The sequence below is a fragment of the Rhodanobacter sp. FW101-FHT13A11 genome, assembly GCF_058790335.1.
The window spans coordinates 176,027-196,894 of sequence record NZ_JBYTCN010000001.1 but is presented as its reverse complement, the minus strand read 5'-3'; the positions used below and the strand labels follow the sequence as shown (position 1 = coordinate 196,894).

The 20,868-nt window shown below is 69.5% G+C and carries 16 protein-coding genes; 4 read left to right on the top strand and 12 right to left on the bottom strand.

From position 1 onward, the window contains the following. Positions 1 to 62: 62 nt before the first annotated feature. The 9 genes from AC3WRN_RS00885 to AC3WRN_RS00845 all read right to left on the bottom strand — a co-directional run bounded on the left by AC3WRN_RS00885 (position 63) and on the right by AC3WRN_RS00845 (position 9,373). Positions 63 to 914: a symmetrical bis(5'-nucleosyl)-tetraphosphatase gene (locus tag AC3WRN_RS00885; RefSeq protein ID WP_068090233.1), complete on the bottom strand. Its 852-nt coding sequence runs from the start codon at positions 912 to 914 to the stop codon at positions 63 to 65. 15 nt (positions 915 to 929) lie between these two features. Next, positions 930 to 1,313, bottom strand: a complete 384-nt coding sequence (gene apaG, locus AC3WRN_RS00880; protein WP_068090235.1) for a Co2+/Mg2+ efflux protein ApaG — start codon at positions 1,311 to 1,313, stop codon at positions 930 to 932. 59 nt (positions 1,314 to 1,372) lie between these two features. Beyond that, positions 1,373 to 2,167 carry a 16S rRNA (adenine(1518)-N(6)/adenine(1519)-N(6))-dimethyltransferase RsmA gene (gene rsmA / locus AC3WRN_RS00875; RefSeq protein ID WP_492621503.1) on the bottom strand — a complete coding sequence of 265 codons (795 nt, stop codon included), beginning with the start codon at positions 2,165 to 2,167 and terminating at the stop codon, positions 1,373 to 1,375. 58 nt (positions 2,168 to 2,225) lie between these two features. Beyond that, entirely contained in the window at positions 2,226 to 3,221 is a 996-nt protein-coding gene (gene pdxA / locus AC3WRN_RS00870; protein WP_492621502.1) for a 4-hydroxythreonine-4-phosphate dehydrogenase PdxA, read from the bottom strand. Between the two features lie 13 nt (positions 3,222 to 3,234). Then, positions 3,235 to 4,578, bottom strand: coding sequence for a peptidylprolyl isomerase (locus AC3WRN_RS00865; RefSeq protein ID WP_068090241.1), 1,344 nt, complete (start codon positions 4,576 to 4,578; stop codon positions 3,235 to 3,237). Between the two features lie 34 nt (positions 4,579 to 4,612). After that, the gene (locus AC3WRN_RS00860) at positions 4,613 to 6,994 is read right to left on the bottom strand and encodes an LPS-assembly protein LptD (RefSeq protein WP_492621501.1); all 2,382 of its coding nucleotides are present in this window, start codon (positions 6,992 to 6,994) and stop codon (positions 4,613 to 4,615) included. A gap of 258 nt (positions 6,995 to 7,252) precedes the next feature. Next, positions 7,253 to 8,173: a histone deacetylase family protein gene (locus tag AC3WRN_RS00855; RefSeq protein ID WP_068090245.1), complete on the bottom strand. Its 921-nt coding sequence runs from the start codon at positions 8,171 to 8,173 to the stop codon at positions 7,253 to 7,255. A gap of 8 nt (positions 8,174 to 8,181) precedes the next feature. Beyond that, on the bottom strand, positions 8,182 to 8,754 hold the full coding sequence (locus tag AC3WRN_RS00850) for a cob(I)yrinic acid a,c-diamide adenosyltransferase (protein WP_068090247.1): 573 nt from the start codon (positions 8,752 to 8,754) through the stop codon (positions 8,182 to 8,184). A gap of 7 nt (positions 8,755 to 8,761) precedes the next feature. Continuing rightward, a complete protein-coding gene (locus AC3WRN_RS00845) occupies positions 8,762 to 9,373 on the bottom strand; it encodes a hypothetical protein (protein ID WP_068090250.1) in 612 nt (203 codons plus the stop codon). Positions 9,374 to 9,462: 89 nt separating this feature from the next. On the opposite strand from AC3WRN_RS00845, the gene ubiH reads away from it, so the two are divergent. From ubiH to AC3WRN_RS00830, 3 genes are read left to right on the top strand one after another with little or no spacing between them, the layout of a single operon-like run. Next, entirely contained in the window at positions 9,463 to 10,692 is a 1,230-nt protein-coding gene (ubiH, locus tag AC3WRN_RS00840; RefSeq protein ID WP_492621500.1) for a 2-octaprenyl-6-methoxyphenyl hydroxylase, read from the top strand. Then, positions 10,689 to 11,999, top strand: coding sequence for an FAD-dependent oxidoreductase (locus tag AC3WRN_RS00835; protein WP_492621499.1), 1,311 nt, complete (start codon positions 10,689 to 10,691; stop codon positions 11,997 to 11,999). Before ubiH ends, AC3WRN_RS00835 begins: the two co-directional genes overlap by 4 nt. 58 nt (positions 12,000 to 12,057) lie before the next feature. After that, positions 12,058 to 12,852 (top strand): dienelactone hydrolase family protein, encoded by a 795-nt coding sequence (locus tag AC3WRN_RS00830; RefSeq protein ID WP_492621498.1) that lies wholly within the window; start codon positions 12,058 to 12,060, stop codon positions 12,850 to 12,852. A gap of 736 nt (positions 12,853 to 13,588) precedes the next feature. On the opposite strand, the gene AC3WRN_RS00825 is transcribed toward AC3WRN_RS00830, so the two are convergent. Next, positions 13,589 to 15,049 carry a GTPase gene (locus tag AC3WRN_RS00825; RefSeq protein ID WP_492621497.1) on the bottom strand — a complete coding sequence of 487 codons (1,461 nt, stop codon included), beginning with the start codon at positions 15,047 to 15,049 and terminating at the stop codon, positions 13,589 to 13,591. Positions 15,050 to 15,196: 147 nt separating this feature from the next. On the opposite strand from AC3WRN_RS00825, the gene AC3WRN_RS00820 reads away from it, so the two are divergent. Further along, positions 15,197 to 18,763, top strand: coding sequence for a two-component regulator propeller domain-containing protein (locus AC3WRN_RS00820; protein ID WP_492621743.1), 3,567 nt, complete (start codon positions 15,197 to 15,199; stop codon positions 18,761 to 18,763). A gap of 1 nt (position 18,764) precedes the next feature. On the opposite strand, the gene AC3WRN_RS00815 is transcribed toward AC3WRN_RS00820, so the two are convergent. Together AC3WRN_RS00815 and AC3WRN_RS00810 are read right to left on the bottom strand one after the other, a co-directional pair. Continuing rightward, entirely contained in the window at positions 18,765 to 19,184 is a 420-nt protein-coding gene (locus tag AC3WRN_RS00815; RefSeq protein WP_492621496.1) for a DNA polymerase III subunit chi, read from the bottom strand. Positions 19,185 to 19,278: 94 nt separating this feature from the next. Beyond that, positions 19,279 to 20,769 (bottom strand): leucyl aminopeptidase, encoded by a 1,491-nt coding sequence (locus AC3WRN_RS00810; protein WP_492621495.1) that lies wholly within the window; start codon positions 20,767 to 20,769, stop codon positions 19,279 to 19,281. Positions 20,770 to 20,868 lie beyond the last annotated feature (99 nt).

The window sequence follows — 20,868 nt, the reverse complement described above, 5'->3', positions numbered from 1 at the left end:
GGAAGAGGGAAGGATGTGCAGCTTTCCCTCACTGCTCACCCCTCTTGGCTCACCCCCGCTGTTCAGTCCTCGCCGCCCGGCGGCCGCTTGCGGTGCGGCTCGGCATCGACGGTGAAGTACCGCGGTTCCTCCGCGTCCAGTTGCAGGGCGGTGAGCTGCCCGCCCCATACGCAGCCGGTGTCGATCGCGTACACGCCGCAACCGGCGAAACGGCCCAGCGTGGACCAGTGGCCGCAGACGGTGCGGGTGTCGCGGCGGCGCATGCCGGGCACCTCGAACCACGGATACAACCCGGGCTTCTGCGTGCCGGGCATGCCCTTGGCCTCGAAGTCGATGCGGCCGTTGACGTCGCAGTAGCGCATCCGGGTCATCGTGTTGATGGTGGCGCGCTGGCGGTCGAGTCCCTGCAGGCGGCTCGTCCACAGCGCCGGCCGGTTGCCGAACAGGTTGCGCAGCAGCCGCGGATGGCGCGGGCTGGCCAGCTCGCGCTCGACGTCCTGCGCGGCGCGCTGCGCTTGCCGCAGCGTCCACATCGGCGCCAGGCCGGCATGCACCATGGTCCAGTTCAGCTGTTCGTCGTGGTGCAGCAGCTTCTGCGAACGCAGCCATTCGAACAGCACCGGCGCGTCGTCGGCGAACAGCACCTCGCGCAGCTCGGGATTCACCCGTGCCTGCGCATCGGGCCGGCGCTGGGCGATCGCCAGCAGGCTGAGGTCGTGGTTGCCCAGGGTGACCACGCTGTGTTCGCGCAGGCCGTGGATCAGCCGCAGCGTGTCCAGCGACTGGCCGCCGCGGTTGACCAGGTCGCCGCAGAACCACAGCCGGTCCCGCGCCGGGTCGAAGCGCAGCTTGTCGAGCAGGCGTTGCAGTTCGGGGTAGCAACCCTGCACGTCGCCGATCGCGTACGTAGCCATGTCAGCGCAGGACCGTCAATGCAGCGTACGCGGAATGGACAGGGTGAAGGTCGGGATGGGCGCCTCGAACTCCGTGCCGTCGTCGGCCAGCATGCGATAGCTGCCACCCATGGTGCCCACCGGCGTCTCCAGCACCGCGCCGGAGGTGTATTCGAAGTCGTCGCCGGGGCGCATCCACGGCTGTTCGCCGACCACGCCGTCGCCGGTCACTTCCTCCACCTTGCCGTTGGCGTCGGTGATCATCCAGTGGCGGCCGAGCAGGCGCGCGGGCATCTTGCCGGCGTTGCGCAGGGTAACGGTGTAGGCGAAAACGTAGCGATTGTCGCCGGGCTTCGATTGGTCGGGGACGAAGCGGGTTTCGACCTGCACGTCGATCGTGTAGGAGGATTTTTCAGTCATGCCCGGATTGTAAGGCCTGCCGCCGCGATTGGGGCGGTAGCGACCAACGGCATGTGCTCTCACGGCGGGAGGCCGTGGCAAGCCTTGGCCAGCCGAACGAAGTCGGCCGGGGCGAGGGTTTCGGCGCGCGCCTTCGGATCGACGTCGGCACGGCGGATCGCGTCGGCGTCGAGCAGTTGCCTGAGCGCGTTGGCCAATGTCTTGCGGCGTTGCCCGAACGCGGCCTTGACCACGGCGTGGACGTGCTCGGGCGATGCGTCGTGCAGCTCGTGCGCCGGCAGCGGCACGAGCCGCACCACGGCGGAGTCCACCTTCGGCGGCGGCCGGAACGCCTCCGGCGGCACGTCGAACAGCGGCTCGACCCGGCACGCCAGCTGCAGCATTACCGACAGCCGGCCGTATACCTTGCTGCCCGGCTCGGCGGCCATGCGTTCGACCACCTCCTTCTGCAGCATGAAGTGCATGTCCTGGATCGCCGCGGCGTGCTCGACGCAGTGGAACAGGATCGGGCTGGATATGTAGTACGGCAGGTTGCCGGCAAGCCGCAGCCGCGGTACGCCATGGCTGTGCGCCAGCGCGCCGAGATCCACCTTCAGCACGTCGGCGTGGATGATGCGCAGTTCGCCCGCGCCGGCGGCGCGCGCCTGCAGGCCGGGGATCAGGTCGGTGTCCAGTTCGATCGCGGTGAGCGAGCCCGCCGCCGCCAGCAACGGCAAGGTCAGCGCGCCCTCGCCGGGGCCGATCTCGACCACGAAATCGTCCGGCCGCGGCGCCATCGCGGCGACGATGCGGTCGATATAGCGCCGGTCGTGCAGGAAGTGCTGGCCGAAGCTTTTCTTGGGGCGCGCGTTCATGAGGGCAGGAGTGAGTGAGGAGGAGAGAGGCATGAGAGTGGCGTCGGGCGGCTTTTGCTCACTCCCTGTTACTCCCTTCTCGCCGGTGCACCAGCGCCAGCGCCAGGTTCGCCGCGGCAATCAGGCTGGCCGGATCGGCGCTGCCGCTGCCGGCCAGGTCCAGTGCGGTGCCGTGGTCGACCGAGGTGCGGATGAACGGCAGGCCGAGGGTGAGGTTCACGGTGCGGTCGAACGCCTCGCTCTTCAGTACCGGCAGCGCCTGGTCGTGGTACATCGCCAGCACGGCGTCGTAGCGCGCGCGCTGGGCCGGCACGAAGGCGGTGTCGGCGGGCAGCGGGCCGAGCAGGTGCATCCCCTCGCGGCGCAAGGCGTCGAGCGCCGGGATCAGCGTGTCGATCTCCTCGTGGCCGAGGTGGCCGCCTTCGCCGGCGTGCGGGTTCAGGCCGAGCACCGCGATGCGCGGCTCGGCCAGGCCGAATTTCGCGCGCAGCTCGGCGTGCACGATGCGCAGCGTGCGGGTCAGCGATGCGCGCGTGATCGCCGCCGGTACCGCCGCCAGCGGCAGGTGGGTGGTGGCCAGCGCCACCCGCAATTCCGGGCTGGCCAGCATCATCACCACGTCGGCGCGCGCGCGGTCGGCGAAGAACTCGGTGTGTCCGCTGAAGCGGATGCCGGCGTCGTTGATCGAGGCCTTCTGCAGCGGCGCGGTGACCACCGCATCGTAGCGGCCGGCCATGCAGCCGTCGGCGGCCTCGGCCAGCGCGGCGAGCACGTGGCCGGCGTTGCGCGGGTCGGGCCGCCCGGGAACCTCGTCGACGGCCAGCGGGATGTGCCGCAGGCGCAACGTGCCGGGGTGGCGTACGGACTGCGCGCTGCCGTCGTCGTCGACCAGTTCGATCGCCATGCCGCAGCGCGATGCGGCGCGTTGCAGCAGGGTGCGGTCGGTGACGGCGACGAGGCTGGCCGCCAGCGGCGTGGCGGCCAGCCTGACCAGCAGCTCCGGGCCGATCCCTGCCGGTTCACCCGCGGTGAGTGCGAGCCGCGGCAGAGGCATGTCGTCCAACCGCTTACGGTGCGCCGGCGGCGCCAGCCCGGGTGTCCGCGGCGCGCAGCTCGGGTACCAGGATGTTGACGTAGGCGCCGGAGCGCAGGTCGCGCAGGAAGTCGTCGTAGACCTGGTCGGACTTGCGGGTGCCGATCGCCTGGCGTGCCTGGTCGCGTGCGATCTGCGCGGTCTGGTCGCTCTGGCGTTCGCCGAGCCGCTGCACGATGTGCCAGCCGGCGGAGCTCTGGAACGGCTTCGACACCTCGTTGTCCTTCAGCTGGGCCAGCTGGGTGGCGATCGCCTCGCCCCACGACTGCGGCGGGAACCAGCCCATGTCGCCGCCGAGGTTGGCGGTGGTGTCGTCCTTGGAGTTTTCCTTCGCCAAGGCGGCGAAATCCTCGTGCTTGTCGACGATGCGGTGGTACAGATCCTGCGCCTTCTGTTCGGCCTGCGCCGGCGACACCAGCTCGCTTGGCTTGATCAGGATCTGTCGCGCGTGCAGTTCGGTGACCATCTTGCGGCTGTTCTGGCGCTGGTCGATCAGCTTGAGGATGTGGAAGCCGGTGGGGCCGCGCAGTGCCGGGCTGACGTCACCGGGCTTCATCGTGGCGATGGTGTCGGCGAAGGCCGGCGGGATCTCGTCCATCCGGCGCCAGCCGAGGTCGCCGCCTTCCAGCGCGTCCTGCGCGTCGGAGTAGCGGATCGCGGCGGCGTTGAAATCCATGCCGCCCTTGATCGCGGCCAGCGTCTGCTCGGCCTTGGCCTGGCTGGCCTGGATCGCGGCGGCATCGGCGCCGCCCGGAATGCTGATCTGGATGTGCGCCAGGTGCACCTCGCCGGACTTGTAGGTCGGGCTGTGCAACAGGTTGTCGATCTCGCTGTCGGTGACCGAGACCGAATCCTGCACCACGCTCTGGTGCAGCCGCTGCACGGTGATCTGGTCGCTGATCTGGTCGCGGAATGCGGCGTAGCTGGCGCCGCTGCGCTCCACTTCCGCGCGCAACTGCTCGGGGGTGAGCCGGTTCTGCTGCGCCACGCCCTGGACGGCCTGGTCGATGTCGGCGCTGGAGACGTGGATGCCCTGGTCCCGCGCCTTCTGCACCTGCAGCCGCATCAGCACCAGCCGGTTGAGCACCTGCTGCTGCAGCACGTTCACCGGGGGCAGCTGTTCGGCGTGGCCGGCGTACTGCTGCCGCACCGAGGCCACCGCGTCGTTCAGCTCGCTCTGCAGGATCACGTCGTCGTTGACCACGGCCACGATGCGATCCAGCGACTGGCCGGCCGGCGCGGCGGGCGTCAGCAACTGGGCATGGGCGGGGAGCACGATCGCGAGCGCGAGCAGCAGGGATGCAATGGGTTGCTTCATCGGTGGACAGCCTGGATCGCCGGGGCGAATGCGTTTATTGATAGCCGAGAATATCACGGCGCAGTAGCGGATCGATCTGGCCGCCGGTGGAGCCCAGCCCCTTGAAAACCACCTCGAACATCACGGCATTGTCGCGATGGTTGAGGTTGTTGCCGGTGGGCGCCGGGCCGAAGCCGTAGTAGTACTGGTTGACGTAGCTGCGACCGACCAGCCGCAGCGACACGCAGCAGCTGTCGTATTCCACGCCCGCCAGCGCGTCGACGCTCTCGTGATCCTTCACCGAGTAAGTCCATGCGCCCACCAGCCGCCAGCGTTCGGATACCGGATAGACCAGCGAAGCGCTGTATTGTTCCAGCAGGCCGCGGCGGTAGCGGTAGGAGAAGTTGAAGATGCCGTCGGTGCGCACGCGCCGCTGCAGTTCGACCGCCGCCATGTCGGTGAGGCGGGTGTTCGGGTTCCACTGGTAGGCGGTGTTCAGGCGCCAGCGGTCGTTGAGCTGCACGTCGAGCTGGGCCACGTAAGCCGAGTGGACCCAGTCGGTACCCAGTACCTTCTGCGGGCTGAAGTAGTGGATCTGGCCGATGCTGGCCGACACCCGCTCGACGCCGCCGTCGTCGAGCAGGCGGGTGCTGAGCGCCGCCGTGAGGTTGTTGGCGTCCATCTGGCGGTCGGCGCCGGAGAACTGGTTGGTCGAGAACAGCTGCCAGTAGTCGAACGACATCACGTTGGTGTCGAACAGCGGCAGGTTGTTCTGGTTGCGGTAGGGCACGTACAGGTAGTACAGCCGCGGCTCCAGCGTCTGCGTGTAGCTGCTGCCGAACAGGGTGGTGCTGCGGTCGAACACCAGTCCGCTGTCGAGGCTGACGATCGGTAGCGCGCGGCTGGGCGACTTCTGGTCGAACGGCGAGGTTGCGCCGCCGCCGAGCCGCCCGCCGAAGCCGTAGTCGCGATAGTCGCCGTCCAGCTGGTAGGCGGTATAGCGATAGGCCAGCCGCGGCCGCACGAACCAGGCCGAGGTGCCGAAGCTGGCGGCGAGGTAGGGATAGAGGTCCTCGCGCTGGCCACCGATGAAGCCGTTCTTGCGGAACGCTGCCGCCGAGCTGTCCATGCCGATTTCCAGCCAGCGCGACAACGGCACGTCCATGCTGAATCGCGCGTAGGGCAGCTGCTTGTAGGGCAGCACGCTGTCGGTCACGAACGGGTTCAGGTTCTGGTAGATCGTGCCGCCGAAGGAGGCACTCCACCACTTGCCGCCGCCCATGATTGCGGCGCCGGAATCCAGCATGTAGACCGCCGTGTGCGACAGGTTGTTGCCGAAGTCGTACAGGTAGCTGCTGTCCGAAGCATGGTTGTACGAGCCGACGAACTGCCATCCGCTCCACAGTTGCGTGCGGTCGGAGAACCGGACCAGGTAGCGGGAGTCGCCCTGGGTGTTGGCGAGGCCGTCGTTCTTGCCGTGGTCCCTGGGCACGTATTCCACGTTGAGCTGGCCGTTGGTGCCGGGCAGCAGGTAGCGGAACTCGCCGGCCAGCATCGCGCCGCGGTCGCTGTAGTAGCGTGGGTCCAAGGTGGCGTCGTAGTTCGGCGCCAGGTTCAGGTAGTACGGGGTGCTGATCTCGTAGCCCGAGCGGCTGCTGTGGCCGATGGTCGGGTACAGGAAACCGCTCTTGCGCCGGTCATCGACCGGGAAGCTGAAATACGGCAGGTACAGGAACGGCACGTTGCCGAGCCGCATGGTGGCGTTGCGCGCCACGCCGACGCCGGTGTCCTTGTTGATGGTGATGGACTTGGCGCGGAATTCCCACAGGTGGTGGCCCACGTCGCAGGTGGAATACGTGGCCATCGTGTAGCGGGTGTGCAACGCGTCCAGCATGTGGCCCTGCTTGGCCGAGCCGTTGCCGCGCGCCTCGAGCAACTGGTAGCGCACGTCGTCGGCGATGCCGCGGCTGGCGTCCGTGTTGCCGCGCAGGTGCGAGGCCGCCAGCAGCTGGCTGGCTTCCTGGTAGCGCACGTTGCCGCGGGCGTCGTAGTCGGTGCTGGTGTCGTTGTAGTCGACGCGGTCGGCCTGCAGCAGCTGGTCGGCGCGCTGCAGCCGTACCTCGCCGGAGAGGTGGTAGACCGACTGGTCCGAGCTGTCCACGTGCTGCGCCTGCACCTGGGTCGGGCTGGTCTCGCGCAGGCTGCTGTCCGTGCTCAGGGCGGGGTCGTAGAACTCGAGCAGCGCATTGGGCCGGCACATCGCGTAATTGAGCGGGCGCCGTGCGCAATGGAACGAGCCCAGTGGGCAAGCCTGGTCGGCGGCCTGGTCCGTGCCGTTGGCGGCCGGGGTCCGGGCTGGGTGGGCGTCGGCCTGGCCGCCGATCAGGGCAAGCGCGGCGGCGACCGCGAGCAGGCGGCGTGGGGGTAGCTTGGGCATCGCGGGAAATCTGCCGGCTTCGAAGGCTCGTTAAGCTAGCAGAAAGACCCCGTCGGCGGCAGGTAAACCTTGGTCCGGGCAGGGGCGGGATTCAGCCTGGAGGGTGGGCCGCGGGCGGGTTCGGTGCCGGTTGGCGTGCGGGTCGAGGGCGTGGGAGATCACGTTCCGGCGCCGTTCTTCACGCGGGCGACACGAGGCAGTGAACCCGCGCCGCATCCATCTTCGCCGGGGGTGCGGCAGGCGTGCCTGGCGGGAATTTCAGTCCATGAGGGCGGCGACGTGCGCACTGGCGCAAGCGGCCAGGGCGGCGAGGTTGTAGCCGCCTTCCAGGCTGGAAACCAGCCGACCGCCGGCATGCGCGTGGGCCAGCGCCACCAGCCGCTCGGTGATCCAGGCGTAGTCGTCCGGCCCCAGCCGGAGGTCGGCCAGCGGGTCGTCGCGGTGCGCGTCGAAGCCGGCCGAGACTAGTACCAGCTGCGGCTTGAACGCATGCAGCCGGGGCAGCAGCACGCCATCCCACAGTTCGCGGAATTCGTACGAACCGGCGCCGGGCGACAGCGTGCCGTTGGCGATGTTGCCCACGCCGCGTTCGTCCTCGCTGCCGCTGTCCGGGTACAGCGGCGACTGGTGGCTGGAGGCGAACAGCACGCGCGGCTCGCGCTCGAAGATCTCCTGCGTGCCGTTGCCGTGGTGCACGTCGAAATCGGCGATGGCGACCCGCTTCAGGCCGTGTGCGGCCAGCGCGTGGGCGGCGCCCACCGCGACGTTGTTGAGCAGGCAGAAACCCATCGCCCGCTCGCGCGTGGCGTGGTGGCCAGGCGGACGCACCGCGCAGAACGCGCGCCGCACCTCACCGCCAAGCACCGCGTCGACGGCGGCCACCACGGCGCCGGCCGCACGCAGGGCCGCCTCGGTCGAGCCGGGGCCCATCACGGTATCCGGGTCCAGGGCGAGCATGTCGTCCGGCGGCGCACCGAGCAGGATTTCCCCGACGTGGGCCGCGCCGTGCACGCGCCACAGCTGTTCGCGGGTCGCCTGGGGTGCCTCGATGCGGTCGAGCGCGGCGTAACGGTCGTGATCCAGCGCCTGCAGCACGGCGCGCAGCCGCGCCGGTCGTTCGACGTGTCCCGGGCCGGGATCGTGCTGCAGGCAGGCGGGGTGGGTATACAGCCGCAGCATGCAGCGGCTTACCCGGCAGGCTTGGGTTTGCGGCGGCGCTCGTGCTGCCACAGCACCTCGCCGTGGCCGCTGGCGCGAGCCAGCACCCGCGAGATCACGAACAGCAGGTCGGACAGCCGGTTCAGGTAGCGCTGCGGCTGGCGGCGGATCTCCTCCGCGCGCGACAGCGCGATCACCTCGCGCTCGGCGCGGCGGCACACGGTGCGTGCCAAATGGCCGCAGGCCGCGGCCATGCCGCCGCCGGGCAGGATGAATTCCTTCAGCGGCGGCAGCGGTTCGTTGAGCGTGTCGAGGATGCGTTCCAGCCGCTCGATGTCGCTGTCCTCGACCATCGCCATGCCGGGAATGCACAGCTCGCCGCCCAGGTCGAACAGGTCGTGCTGCACCTGGGTCAGCGCCTCGCGCACCTCGTCGCCGACGCCGTCCGAGGCGAGCAGCATGCCGATCGTGCTGTTGAGCTCGTCCACCGTGCCGTAGGCGTTGACCCGCAGCGAGTCCTTGCCCACCCGCGAGCCGTCGCCGAGGCCGGTGCTGCCGTCGTCGCCGGTGCGCGTGTAGATTTTCGAGAGCCGGTTGCCCATGGCCGGGTCAGCGCGACTGGCCGGCCCGGTGATCGGCGTGCAGCATGCGTGCGGCCTGGGTCGCCAGCACGTGCAGCACGGCGCCGATGCCGACATACAGCGCGGTGGTCTGCAGGAACGGCAGGTACCAGTCGGCCAGGTTGGCGGACCAGGCGGCGAAGCTGCGCGGCAGCGGCACGCTGTTGCTGAGCCAGTAGAAGCTGCCGTTCGACAGCAGGTAGCAGGCCGCCCAGCTGACCAGCAGCGCCACCGCAGCAAGACCCAGCGTCTGCAGGCGCAGGCCGGCCTGGTGCCGTGCCAGCCAGCTCCCGCCCAGCCACAGGCTGAAGTACGACGGAACCAGGAACCAGTAGGCGGCCGACACGCAGTAGTGGCTCCAGAAGTCGAGGCCCTGGCCGCTGATCACCAGGTAGTCGATCGCGACCGCCTCGGCCATCAGCAACGGGAAGGCCCAGCGGCCGGTACCGCGCAGCCAGAAGCCGGCCAGGAAGAAGATGCCCCACGAAGCGTCCGGCAGCGCATCGAAATGATGCAGCAGCGAGTGATGCATGCGGGTGGCCGCCATCACCACCATGAGAGCGAGGAGGATGCCGAGGCGTTGGGCCGGTGTCTTGACCATGGGAGTTCCAGATGGGCGTCAGGTGAGACGTGTAGTCTAGCCCAACGCACTCCTGCGGCGCAGACGGCGGCAGCGGGTATCATCGGCGCATGAATGTCCCCGAAGCTCCCGCGCCGAACGGGTCCGGCGTGCTGATCGTCGGCGGCGGCCTGGTCGGCGCCAGCCTGGCGATCGCGCTGGACGTCGCCGGCGTCGCCGCCACCCTGGTCGAAACCGCCGCGCCGCGCGCCGACGCACAGCCCAGTTACGACGAGCGCAACCTGGCGCTGGCCCGGGCCACCGTCAACGGACTTGCGGCGATCGGCGTGTGGCGGCACGCGGCCGCCCGCGCCACGCCGATCCGGCACATCCACGTCAGCCGCGCCGGCGAGTTCGGCAGCGCGCGCATCGACGCGGACAAACAGGGCGTCGACGCGCTGGGCTGGACCCTGCCGGCACGCGAGCTCGGCGCGGCGCTGTTGCGCCGGCTGGACGAATGCACCCGGCTGACCCGGCTGGCGCCGGCCACCCTGTCCGCACTGCAGCCGCTGGCCGGCGGCTGGCGCGCGCAGGTCGAAACCGCCGGCGGTGCGCACAGCCTCGATACGCCGCTGCTGGTCGGTGCCGACGGCACGCAGTCGTTCGTGCGGGCGCAACTGGGCATCGACGCCGAAAGGCACGATTACCGGCAGACCTTGTTCGTTTGCACGGTCACGCCGGAGCGCGACCACGCGAACCGCGCGTGGGAGCGCTTCGGCGACGAAGGCCCGGTCGCGCTGCTGCCGCTGGCCGAGCGCCGTTGCGGCCTGGTGCTCACGGTGGCCACCGACGAGGCCGAGAGGGTGGCCGCGCTGGACGACGCCGGCTTCATCGAGCTGGCGCAGCGCCGTTTCGGCTGGCGGCTGGGCCGACTCGGCCGGCCGGGCCGGCGCCATCCGTACGCGATCCAGCGGGTCGCCGCCACGCGGCTGACCGCGCCGCGCGCGGTGCTGGTGGGCAATGCCGCGCAGACCGTGCACCCGATCGGCGCGCAGGGGTTCAACCTCGGCCTGCGCGACGCGCTGACCCTGGCCGAGCTGGTCGCCGCGGCGCCCGATCCGGGTGCGGCCGACCTGCTGGCGCGTTACGCCGCGCGGCGTGCGCCGGATCGCGAAGGCACCATGGCGATGAGCCACGGCCTGGTGCAGCTGGCCTGCCTGCCGCAGCCGCTGCTGGCGCCACTGCGCTCGCTGGCCCTGCTCGCCTGCGACCGGCTGCCGCCGCTGCAGCGCGCGCTGGCGCGGCGCGGCATGGGTTTCCGCGGCCAACCGCCGCTGGCGGTACTGGAGCACCTGCCGTGAACGCGCCGGCACAAGACATCTCTTCCCGCCGCCGCGCACCCGGGCTGGACGTGGCCGTGGTCGGCGGCGGCATGGTCGGCGCCGCCGCCGCGCTGGCGCTGGCGCGGGCCGGCTTCAGCACCGCCCTGCTGGAGGCGCGCGCGCCGGCGGCATGGGATGCGAACGCCGAGCTGGACCTGCGCGTGGTTGGGTTGGCGCCGTCATCGATCGCGTTGCTCGACGAACTGGGCGTCTGGACGTCCATCCGCGCTGCCCGTGCCGGCCCGTACACGCACATGCACGTGTGGGACGCCGAGAGCGGCGCGGCGATCGACTTCGATGCCGCCAGGGAGGGGCGCGACCGGCTCGGCTACATCGTCGAGAACAGCCTGGTGCAGTGGACGCTGTGGCAGGCGCTGGACGCTGCTGGCGGCAGCTCCAGCGCATCCGGCAATTGCTCCTTGCATTGCTCTGACTCCGGCATCCCTGCGGTCGCCTACGCCCGCAGCACTGGCACATCCCTGTGCGGCGTGCGCCGCTTGTGCCCGGCCGAGGTGAAGGGTTTCGAGGCGCGCGAGGATCGCATCCAACTGGAGCTGGCGAACGGCGAAACGCTGGCTGCCGCGCTGCTGGTGGCCGCCGATGGTGCCGCTTCGCCGTTGCGCCAACTGGCCGGCATCGGTACGCGCGGCCGCGACTACGCGCAGACCGCGGTGGTGGCGCACGTCGCCACCGAACGCCCGCACGAGAACACCGCGTGGCAGCGTTTCCTGCCGGGCGGCCCGCTGGCGCTGCTGCCGCTGGCCGACGGGCGCAGTTCGATCGTGTGGTCGCTGCCCGACGCCGAGGCGCGGCGCGTGCTGGCGCTGGACGAGCAGGCCTTCATGGACGAGTTGGGCGTGACCAGTGATTTCCGGCTGGGTCGGATCGTCACCACCACGCCGCGTGCGGCGTTTCCGCTGAAGCTGCAGCTGGCCGAGAGCTACCAGACCGATCGTTTCGTGCTGCTGGGTGACGCCGCGCACGCGGTGCATCCGCTGGCGGGGCAGGGCGTCAACCTGGGCCTGCGCGACGTGGCCGAGTTGCGCGACACTTTGATCGACGCACGCGCGGCCGGCCGCGACATCGGCGCCGCGCACGTGCTGCGCCGCTACGCGCGCCGCCGGCGCAGCGCCGACACGCTGGACGCGCTGGGCTTCGACGCGCTGGCGCGCATCTACGCATGGCAGTCGCCGGCGCTGGTCGCCGCGCGCGGCGTCGGCGTCCGTCTGCTCGATCGGCTAGGGCCGCTGAAACGGCGGTTTTCGGAGCACGCCGCAGGGTTTTGAAGCTTTGCCCCTCCCCCTGCATGCACGGGAGGGAAGCAACTCCACTGGAGGATCGATCATGCGTATCGCCCGACTCTGCTGTCTGCTGTTGCTCGCCGGTTCGAGCCTTGCCGCCCAGGCGAAGATGGTGCATCGCCCGGTCGAATGGACGCAGGACGGCACCCGCTTCCATAGCGTGCTGGTCTACGACGATGCCTCGAGCGCGAAGCGCCCGGGCCTGGTGATGGTGCCGAACTGGTATGGCATCAACGACGTGGCCGTAAAGAAGGCCGAGATGATCGCCGGCAAGGATTACGTGATCCTGCTCACCGACATGTACGGTGCCGGCGTGCGCCCGCAGCCGGGCAACGCGTCGCAGGCACAGGCCGCGGTGAAACCGCTGTACGGCGATCGCGCGCTGATGCGCAAGCGGATCAACACGGCGCTGGACCAGCTCAAGACGCAGGCCGCGAGCACCCCGCTCGACGCGTCGAAGCTGGCCGCGATCGGCTTCTGCTTCGGCGGCTCGGCGGTGCTCGACCTGGCCCGCAGCGGCGCCGACGTCGCCGCGGTGGTGTCGTTCCACGGCGGCCTCGATACCGACAACCCGGCACTGGCGAAACACATCAAGGCGCGCGTGCTGGCGATGAACGGCGCCGACGACAAGGGCACCATGCCGGACGCGGACAAGTTCATGGATGAGATGCGCATGAGCCCCGCCGACTGGCAGTTCGTGGTGATCGGCCACGCGGTGCACTGCTTCACCGAGGTCGGCGAAAACTCTCCCGGCTGCCGCTACGACGAGCGCGCCGCCGCGCGCAGCTACCGCCTGATGCATGACTGGCTGCGCGCCGCTTTTGCCGGGATACCGTAGTTTCAGGATGCTTGTTGGAGATTCCTGCGGTCACCGCACGGTGCTGTTTGGTGTGGCTAGCGAGAAGTCAGAAGCGAAGAGCTTTCGTGCGCCTACGGCGCCCGAGTTACTCTTCTCTTGCGTGGCCAAGAGAAAAGTAACCAAAAGAGAAGGCCACCCCGCTTGGCGCTTGCCGGGCTCCTGCCCGGCAAGTCCGTGAGGGCCGGCCGGGTTTTTCGACCGGACTCCTGTCCGGGCGAAAAAGGATCGGCATCCCTGCCGATCCCCCTGCGGGCCTGTCGTCCGTCCCTCACCGCCGCACAGGGGCCCCCGGTAGAGCAGCGGGCCATCGTGGCCCGCACTCTTCAGAAGAGCCAGGTCAACAGCCAAGTCAACCGCAAAGCCGTAGCAAAACATCGACAGAGCGAAGGTCTGTTGTTGCTGTTGCTTCTCGGCTTTACACCGAGTGCGGGCCACGATGGCCCGCTGCTCTACTCGGGCCCCCTCTGGAGCGGCGGGCGGGTGGAGGAAAAGCCCGCAGGGTGGCCGGCAGGGATGCCGGCCAGTTTGGCGTCAGGGCAGGATGCCCTGTCGACAAACCCCGTAGCCCAGCCGCGAACCTTGCGGGCAGGATGCCCGCAAGGCGCGTAAGCGGGGTGGCCTTTCTCTTTGGTTATCTTTCTCTTTGGCCACGCAAAGAGAAAGTAACTCGTCCACCGTAGGTGGACGAAAGCTCTGCTCTTAGAACCAGTTCAAGTTAGTCCGCGCGCTCGCGCACCGCTTCCATCGTCAGCGCGGCCAGCTGGCGCAGCCGCGTGCCGCCGGCATCGGCGAGCAGTTCCTTGAGGCGTTCGCCGGCGTCGTCCTGGTCGAGGCTGTGGCGTTCGGCCAGCGAGGCGGCGAGGGCGCGGCCCATCGAGTCGAAGATCAGCGCGTAGGCGAATGCATGCAGCACGCCGCCGCCCAGCGTGCCGAGGCCGGGGAAGGCTTTCATCGCGTTGCCGGCGACGGCCAGCACGATCGAGCTGCCGGTGCGCAGGGTGAGCCGGGCCTGCTGCACGAAATCCTCGATCTGCACCTCGCTGACCTTCACGCCGTACAGCTCGGCCAGCGCGCGGGTGAGGCCGGTGGCGAGCACGCCCTGGATCACCAGGTCGCTGCCTGGCGCCACCGCGGCCAGTGCGCCGACGATGGCGCGGCGGGCGTATTTGCGCACGATGCGTTCGGCTTCCGTTGCGCGGGTTTGCGCCTCCAGCGTGCCGGTGCGCTGGTGCAGGCCGGCCAGCACGGCGTTCTCGCGCAAATCCTCCAGGCCTTCGGCGCCGGACGCGGTGAGCCGTTCGAGTGACTGCAGCAGCGGCTCGATTGCGGGCTTGCGCTGGCGCTCGACCGACTCGGTGCTGCCGTCGGCGAGCTGGCGTCGGTAGCGCTCGCTGCCGCCGGCGCTGATCGCCAGCACCGCGCTGGCGACACCGCGCGCGTGCCGGCGCAGGCGCGCCAGCAACTGGTCGCGTTCGGCCTCGCTCCACTGGTCGGCCTTGTTCAGCACCAGCAGCAGCGGCTTGCCGAAGTCGGCCAGCCAGCGCAGTTCCTCGGCCTGGCTGCGGTTGAGGTCGCCGGCGCACAGGTAGACCACGGCATGCGCGCGCAGCGCTTCCTCGCGCGCCAGCGTTTCGTGCGCCTCGCCGCCGGCCTCGCGGCTGCCCGGCACGTCGGCCAGCACCAGTGTGCGGCCGTCCGGCAGCCGGCCGTCGTAGTGGTCGACGGTGCGGGTGGTGCCGCCGCGCACGTCGCTGGCGACCTGCGCCTGCGGCGCCAGTGCACGGACCAGACTGGACTTGCCGGTGGAGATTTCGCCGAACAGCGCCACGTAGACGCGCGCGCTGGCGCGGCGGCGGTCGAGCTCGCCGAGTTCGGCCGCCAGCGCGCCGGTGTCGGCGCCGCGTTCGCGTAGCTGGCCGATGCGCTGTTCCAGGCTGCCGCGATCGGGTACCGGCAGCGGGCGCCGCTTGCGGCGCGGACGCAGCAGCCACCACAGCACGTTCAAGCCGGCCGCGGCGAAGACCAGCAGTACGCCGCCCAGCGTCCACTGCAGCCACGTCGGCAGATCCAGAAAGCGCTGCGCCAGCGCCAGCGCCCGTTCGGCGGCGGCGAACAGCAGCCACAACAGCGCGGCCATGGCCAGCGCGGTGAACAGCAATCGCAGGCGTCGGGACATCCGCGCATTCTAGCCAGCTTCGTGCGGCTGCCCTTGCAAGAGGCCTGGCTCGCGCCCGGGTCGGGGTTTTGGCACTATCGTGCGTGGGTGGCATGGCTGCGGCCGAAGCCGGTGCGGGGGTTGCGGCACCGGTTCGCGGGGGACTGGATGGGGAACGGATCGAGGTTGTCCGCTTGGCTGCTGGGCGTGGTCCTGGGCGTGTTCGTGTCCGCACCGGGCCATGCCTTCGCCGCGCCGGCGGCATCCGGCGCCCGGGCCGCCGGCCCGTTGCCGACGCCGCAGTTCCGGCGTTATCAGACCGCGGACGGACTGCCCGGCAGTACGGTCTATTCCGTGGTGCAGGACAAGCAAGGCCTCATGTGGTTCGGTGTTGGCGTCGACCTGGTGCGCTATGACGGCGTCGATTTCCAGACTTTCAGCCATCACTCGGACGACCCGGCGTCGTTGCCCGAGGGTTCGGTGTACAGCCTGTTCGCGGATCGCGACAACCAGCTGTGGGTGGGAGGGTTCGGTTCGGGGCTCAATCGTCACGAACGGGAGAGCGGTGGCTTCCGGCATTGGCGTCATGATCCGGTGGATCCACGAAGCCTGGCCAGCGACAACGTATGGTCGATAACGCAAACGCCGGACGGTGGTCTATGGGTGGCTACGGATGCCGGGCTCGATCGCCTGCTTCCCGATGGTCGGCATTTCGAGCATGTGCGCAATCCTTTGGGTAAGAATCCGGATGAAGGGTTCGGCGCCGTGCGTGCCTTGCTGGCCGAACCGGACGGAAAACTGTGGATCGGCTCCAGCCTTGGCGTGTTTGTGCGCGAGGTGGACGGCAGCATCCGTCAGGTACCGATCGACCCACGCCTGCAGGCGCTGAAGGTGTGGCGGATCCAGGGCGGTGGCGACGATGTGCGGATCGCAGTACGCGGCGGCCTGTTACGGGTGGGTGCGGATGGCAAGGCGTGGATGTATGCGCCCGGGCAGATTCCGTCCATCGACGTGTACAGCAGCACCGTAGACCAGGCCGGGCATCTGTGGATCACCACGCGCAATGGACTGTATCTGGACGATGGCGGCTCGCAGATCCACGCCATCTCCGGTCAGCCGCTCCTGCTTGGCAGCCTTCCCGCGCAGCAGGTGTGGCAATCGCTGTGCGACAGCGAGGGCGGCCTGTGGTTCGTCATGGGGGACGGCGGCATCGCCTACCTCGCACCCGGCTGGAACCAGTTCACCCGGTTCACTCATGTTCCTGACGACTCCCACAGCTTGCGCGGCAACGCGGCGACGGCGGTGCTGGCGAGTTTCGATGGTCGGTTGTGGGTGGGTGGACATGGTCTTGTCGACAAGCTCGATCCTATTACCGGTGACGTCCAGCATGCGATCTCCGGCTTGCAGGGGAACGTGCTGGACATGGCGGAGGATGCGCGCCGGCGCTTGTGGATTGTCAGCGAGGGAGGCGTCTACCGGTATGCCGACGGCAAGTTGGTTGAAGTGGATTTGGCCGCATCCCGGGTCGCGCATCCACGTCGACTGACGATGGGTCCGGATCGCCAGATATATCTGGTGTCGATCCGCGACGGGCTTTTCCGTATCGACCCCGATACGCTCGCGGTCGATACCAAACCTGTTGCATCCGCTGATGACACCGGTTTTGTGGGCAATCGATTGACGCCCTACAACAGCCTAGGCTGGTACGCCGATCAAGGGCGGTTGTTCCGGTGGAATGCCGTGCGCAACGAACTCGAGCCGATCGCGGGCTTGTCGGACGAGGGCTACATCTATGCACTCGAATTCACGATGGACGGGTTCTGGGCAGCGCGCAACAAGATGTTCGAGCATTACCGGCTGGATGCCGGCAAAGTGGTGCGCGACCAGTTGGTTCCGATTCCGTCGAGCTGGCCTTCGATGGTGCTGATCGCCATGCATGTCGATCGTCAGGGGCGATTCTGGCTGTTCTGCAAGAATGGTTTGTGGAGGTTCGATCCGCACAGTGGCGAGTTGAAATCGTTCGGCCTGCGCAATGGCTTGGTCAATGGCGAAGTCCGTGGCGACTCACCGGCCGTCACACCGGATGGCACGATCTATGTTGCGAGTCTGGGCGGTGTCTTCGGCTTTCAGCCGGATCGCGCGCCGGCAACAGCCCGCCCGGCAGGGGTGGTGATTACCGGTGCAAGCGTGCGCCATGCGGGTGCCGTCCGCGAGTTGCCGGTTCGGGCAGGATCGGTCCAGCTGGCGTGGAGTGACCGTGGGTTGCGCGTCGAAGTGCGCTTGAGTTCGTTCGTCGACCCCGCCGCCAACCGCTATCGTTTCCGCCTGCACGGCTTCGATACCGCGTGGGTGAATACCGGCAACCATGGCGAGCGCGATTTCACCGGGTTGGGCGCGGGCAACTACACGCTGGAGGTGATGGCGGCGGGAGCGGACGGTATGTGGGTGAAGCTGGCCCGGCCGCTGTCGATCCACGTGGACTCGCCGCCGTGGCTGCGCTGGTGGGCGTGGGCGATCTACGTGCTGCTGCTGGCCGTGCTGGCGGGGCTGGTGCTGCGCAGCTGGCGGCGCCGGCTGGCGCAGCGGCACCACATGCAGCTGGTCGAGCAGCAGCGGCAGCTGGCGGAGGCGGCGAGCGCGGCGAAGACCCAGTTCCTGGCCACGCTGAGCCACGAGATCCGCACGCCGATGACCGGGGTGATGGGGATGGCGGAGCTGCTGCTGAGCACGCCGCTGGACCCGCAGCAGCACGACTACACCAAGGCGATGCAGCGCTCCGGGGGGATGTTGCTGAAGCTGCTCAACGACGCGCTGGACCTGGCGCGGATCGAGGCGGGCAAGCTGGAGCTGGAGCCGGCGCCGTTCGAGCCGCGCCAGCTGCTGGAGGACGTGGTGCAGCTGGAGCAGGGGCTGGCGCATGCCAAGGGCATCCGCTTCGTGCTGGAGATGGCCGAGGACCTGCCGGCGCAACTGCTCGGCGACGCGCTGCGGATCAAGCAGATCCTGCTGAACCTGGCCAGCAACGCGCTGAAGTTCACCGAGCACGGCAAGGTGACGCTGCGGGCGCAGCGCACGGACGAGGGCCTGCTGCTCAGCGTGAGCGACACCGGGCCGGGCATCCCGGAGGCGAGCCAGGCACGGCTGTTCCAGCGCTTCGAGCAGGCCGAGGGGCCACAGCGGCGGGTCGGCAGCGGGCTGGGTCTGGCGATCTGCCGCGAGCTGGTGGAGATGATGGGCGGCAGCATCGAGCTGGAGTCGCGCCTGGCGCACGGCAGCACGTTCCGGGTGCGGCTGCCGCTGGCGGTGCCGGCGTCGACGGCGCCGGTGGCGTGGGCGCCGGGTCGGCCGTGCCAGCTGCTGCTGGTGGAGGACGACACCATCGTGGCGACGGTGATCCGCGGGCTGCTGGAGCGCGAGGGGCACACGGTGGTGCACGTGGTGAACGGGCTGGCGGCGCTGGCCGAGCTGGCGCATGCGGGGTTCGATGCGGTGCTGCTGGACCTGGACCTGCCCGGGGTGGACGGGTTCCAGGTGGCGCGGCTGATCCGCCAGCGCGAGCACGCGGGGCAGCACCTGCCGATCGTGGCGGTGACGGCGCGCTCGGGCAGCGAGGACGAGGCGAAGGCGCGGGCGGCGGGGATGGACGGCTTCCTGCGCAAGCCGGTCAGCGGCGAACGGCTGGCCGATGCGCTGGCGCGCGTGCTGGGCGGCGCGGACGCGCCGCTGCCGGCATGAGCTACATGTCGAACTTGTGCAGCTCGAAACCGAGCCGCTGGTATTCGCGCCAGCGCGCGCGCGAGCCGTCGCGCTCGGCCGGGTCGGCGGCCACCACCTCCAGCACGCGCTGGTAGCGGCCGGCGGCGCAGGTTTCGCGCAGGTTGATCACCAGCGGTCGGTCGGCCGTGTCGATGCCCGGCGGCACGATCAGCACGGCGGTGTCGTCGTCATCGTCGTCGCCGGCCAGCTGGTGCGGGATCATCGCGTCGTCGTCGAACGCCCACAGCAGTTCGTCGAGGGCCTCGGCCTGGGCGAAGTCGCGGGTCAGCACCAGGGTCGGCTGCCGCGACTCGAATGCCTTCTTCGCCAGCTCGCACGCCAGCAGCAGCGGCTGTTCGCGGAAGCGCGGCTTGTCGATCAGGTAGAAGTCGGCGCGCATAAGGCAGGAGTGAGTGGAGAGGAGAGAGGAGCGAGAGAAGAGCAGTGGGCATGATGCCTCAAACTCTCATCCCTCACTCCTCACTTCTCGTCACTCACTTCTCGCTCCGGTCAATAAGCCACTGCGCCAGCAACGCCACCGGGCGGCCGGTGGCCATGCCCTTGCGGCCTTCCTCCCAGGCGGTGCCGGCGATGTCCAGGTGGGCCCAGCGCTGGCCGTCGGTGAAGCGCGACAGGAAGCAGCCGGCGGTGATCGCGCCGGCGCTCTTGCCGCCGATGTTGGCGACGTCGGCGAAGCCGGAGTCGAGCTGCGCCTGGTAGTCGTCCCACAGCGGCAGGCGCCAGGCGCGGTCCAGCGTTTCCTCGCCGGCGGCGAGCAGTTCGGCGGCGAGGTCGTCGTGCTTGCTCATCAGGCCGCTGGCGTGCTTGCCCAGCGCGATCACGCAGGCGCCGGTCAGGGTGGCGGCGTCGATCAGCGCCTGTGGCTGGTACGTCTGCGCGGTATACGTCAGCGCGTCGCACAGGATCAGCCGGCCTTCCGCGTCGGTGTTGAGCACTTCGATGGTGAGGCCGGACAGGCTGGTCAGCACGTCGCTGGGGCGGTAGCTGTCGCCGTCGGGCATGTTCTCCACGGCCGGCACCACGCAGACCAGGTTGAGTTTCAGGCCCATCTTCACCGCGGCCACGAACGCGCCGAGCACGCCGGCGGCGCCGCCCATGTCGAACTTCATCTCCTCCATGCCGGCGCCGGGCTTCAGGCTGATGCCGCCGGAATCGAAGGTGACGCCCTTGCCGACGAGCGCGTACGGCTTGTCGCCCTCATTGCCGCCCTTGTACTCGAGCGCGATCAGGCGCGGCTTGTTGACCGAGCCGCGGGCCACCGCCAGCAGCGAGCCGAAGCCGAGCTTTTCCATCCCTGCTTCGTCGAGCACGGTGCAGCTGACCTTGTCCTGCGCATCGGCGAAGGCCTGGGCCTGCGCTGCGATGTAGGCCGGGTTGCAGATGTTCGGCGGCAGGTTGGCCAGCTCGCGGGCGAAGCGCACGCCCTCGGCGATGGCTACCGCCTGGTCGAGGCCGCCCTGCGCATCGGCGCCTGCGGCGAAGGTGAGCGCGGCCAGTTCCGGCTGCTTGTTCTTGTCGCGCGGCTTGAAGGTGGCGGTGTAGCGGTAGGCGGCATGGTCGCAGGCCAGCGCGGCGGTGCGCACGCGCCAGGCGCCGTCGCGGCCGGGCACGTCCACCTCGGTGAGGCAGGACACCGCGTTCGCCACCGGCAGCCGGGCCAGTGCACGGGTGGCCTCGATGTTCACCTTCTGGAAGCGCGCCGCGTCGAACGATTTCTGCGCGCCCAGGCCGACCACCAGCACGCGCTGTGCGGCGATGCCGGCCGGCGCGAACAGCACGGTGGTGGAGCCCGCCTTGCCGCTGATGTCGCCGCTCTCCACCTGGCGCTTGATCGCTCCGCCGGCAGCGCTGTCCAGCTGGGCCGCGGCACTGGTCAGCACGCCTTGCTCGTAGACGCCGACCAGCACGCAGGCGCTGTCGACGGTGGCGGGGGCGGCGGTGCCGAGGCTGAACTGAAGGGTCATCGGGACGTTCCTGCGTGGGCCCGGCTTGCGGCCGGACAGGCTAGACTGGCGGCTTGCCGGCGATCGCCGCCGGGCCGGACAAGCGAACAAGTTTATCGC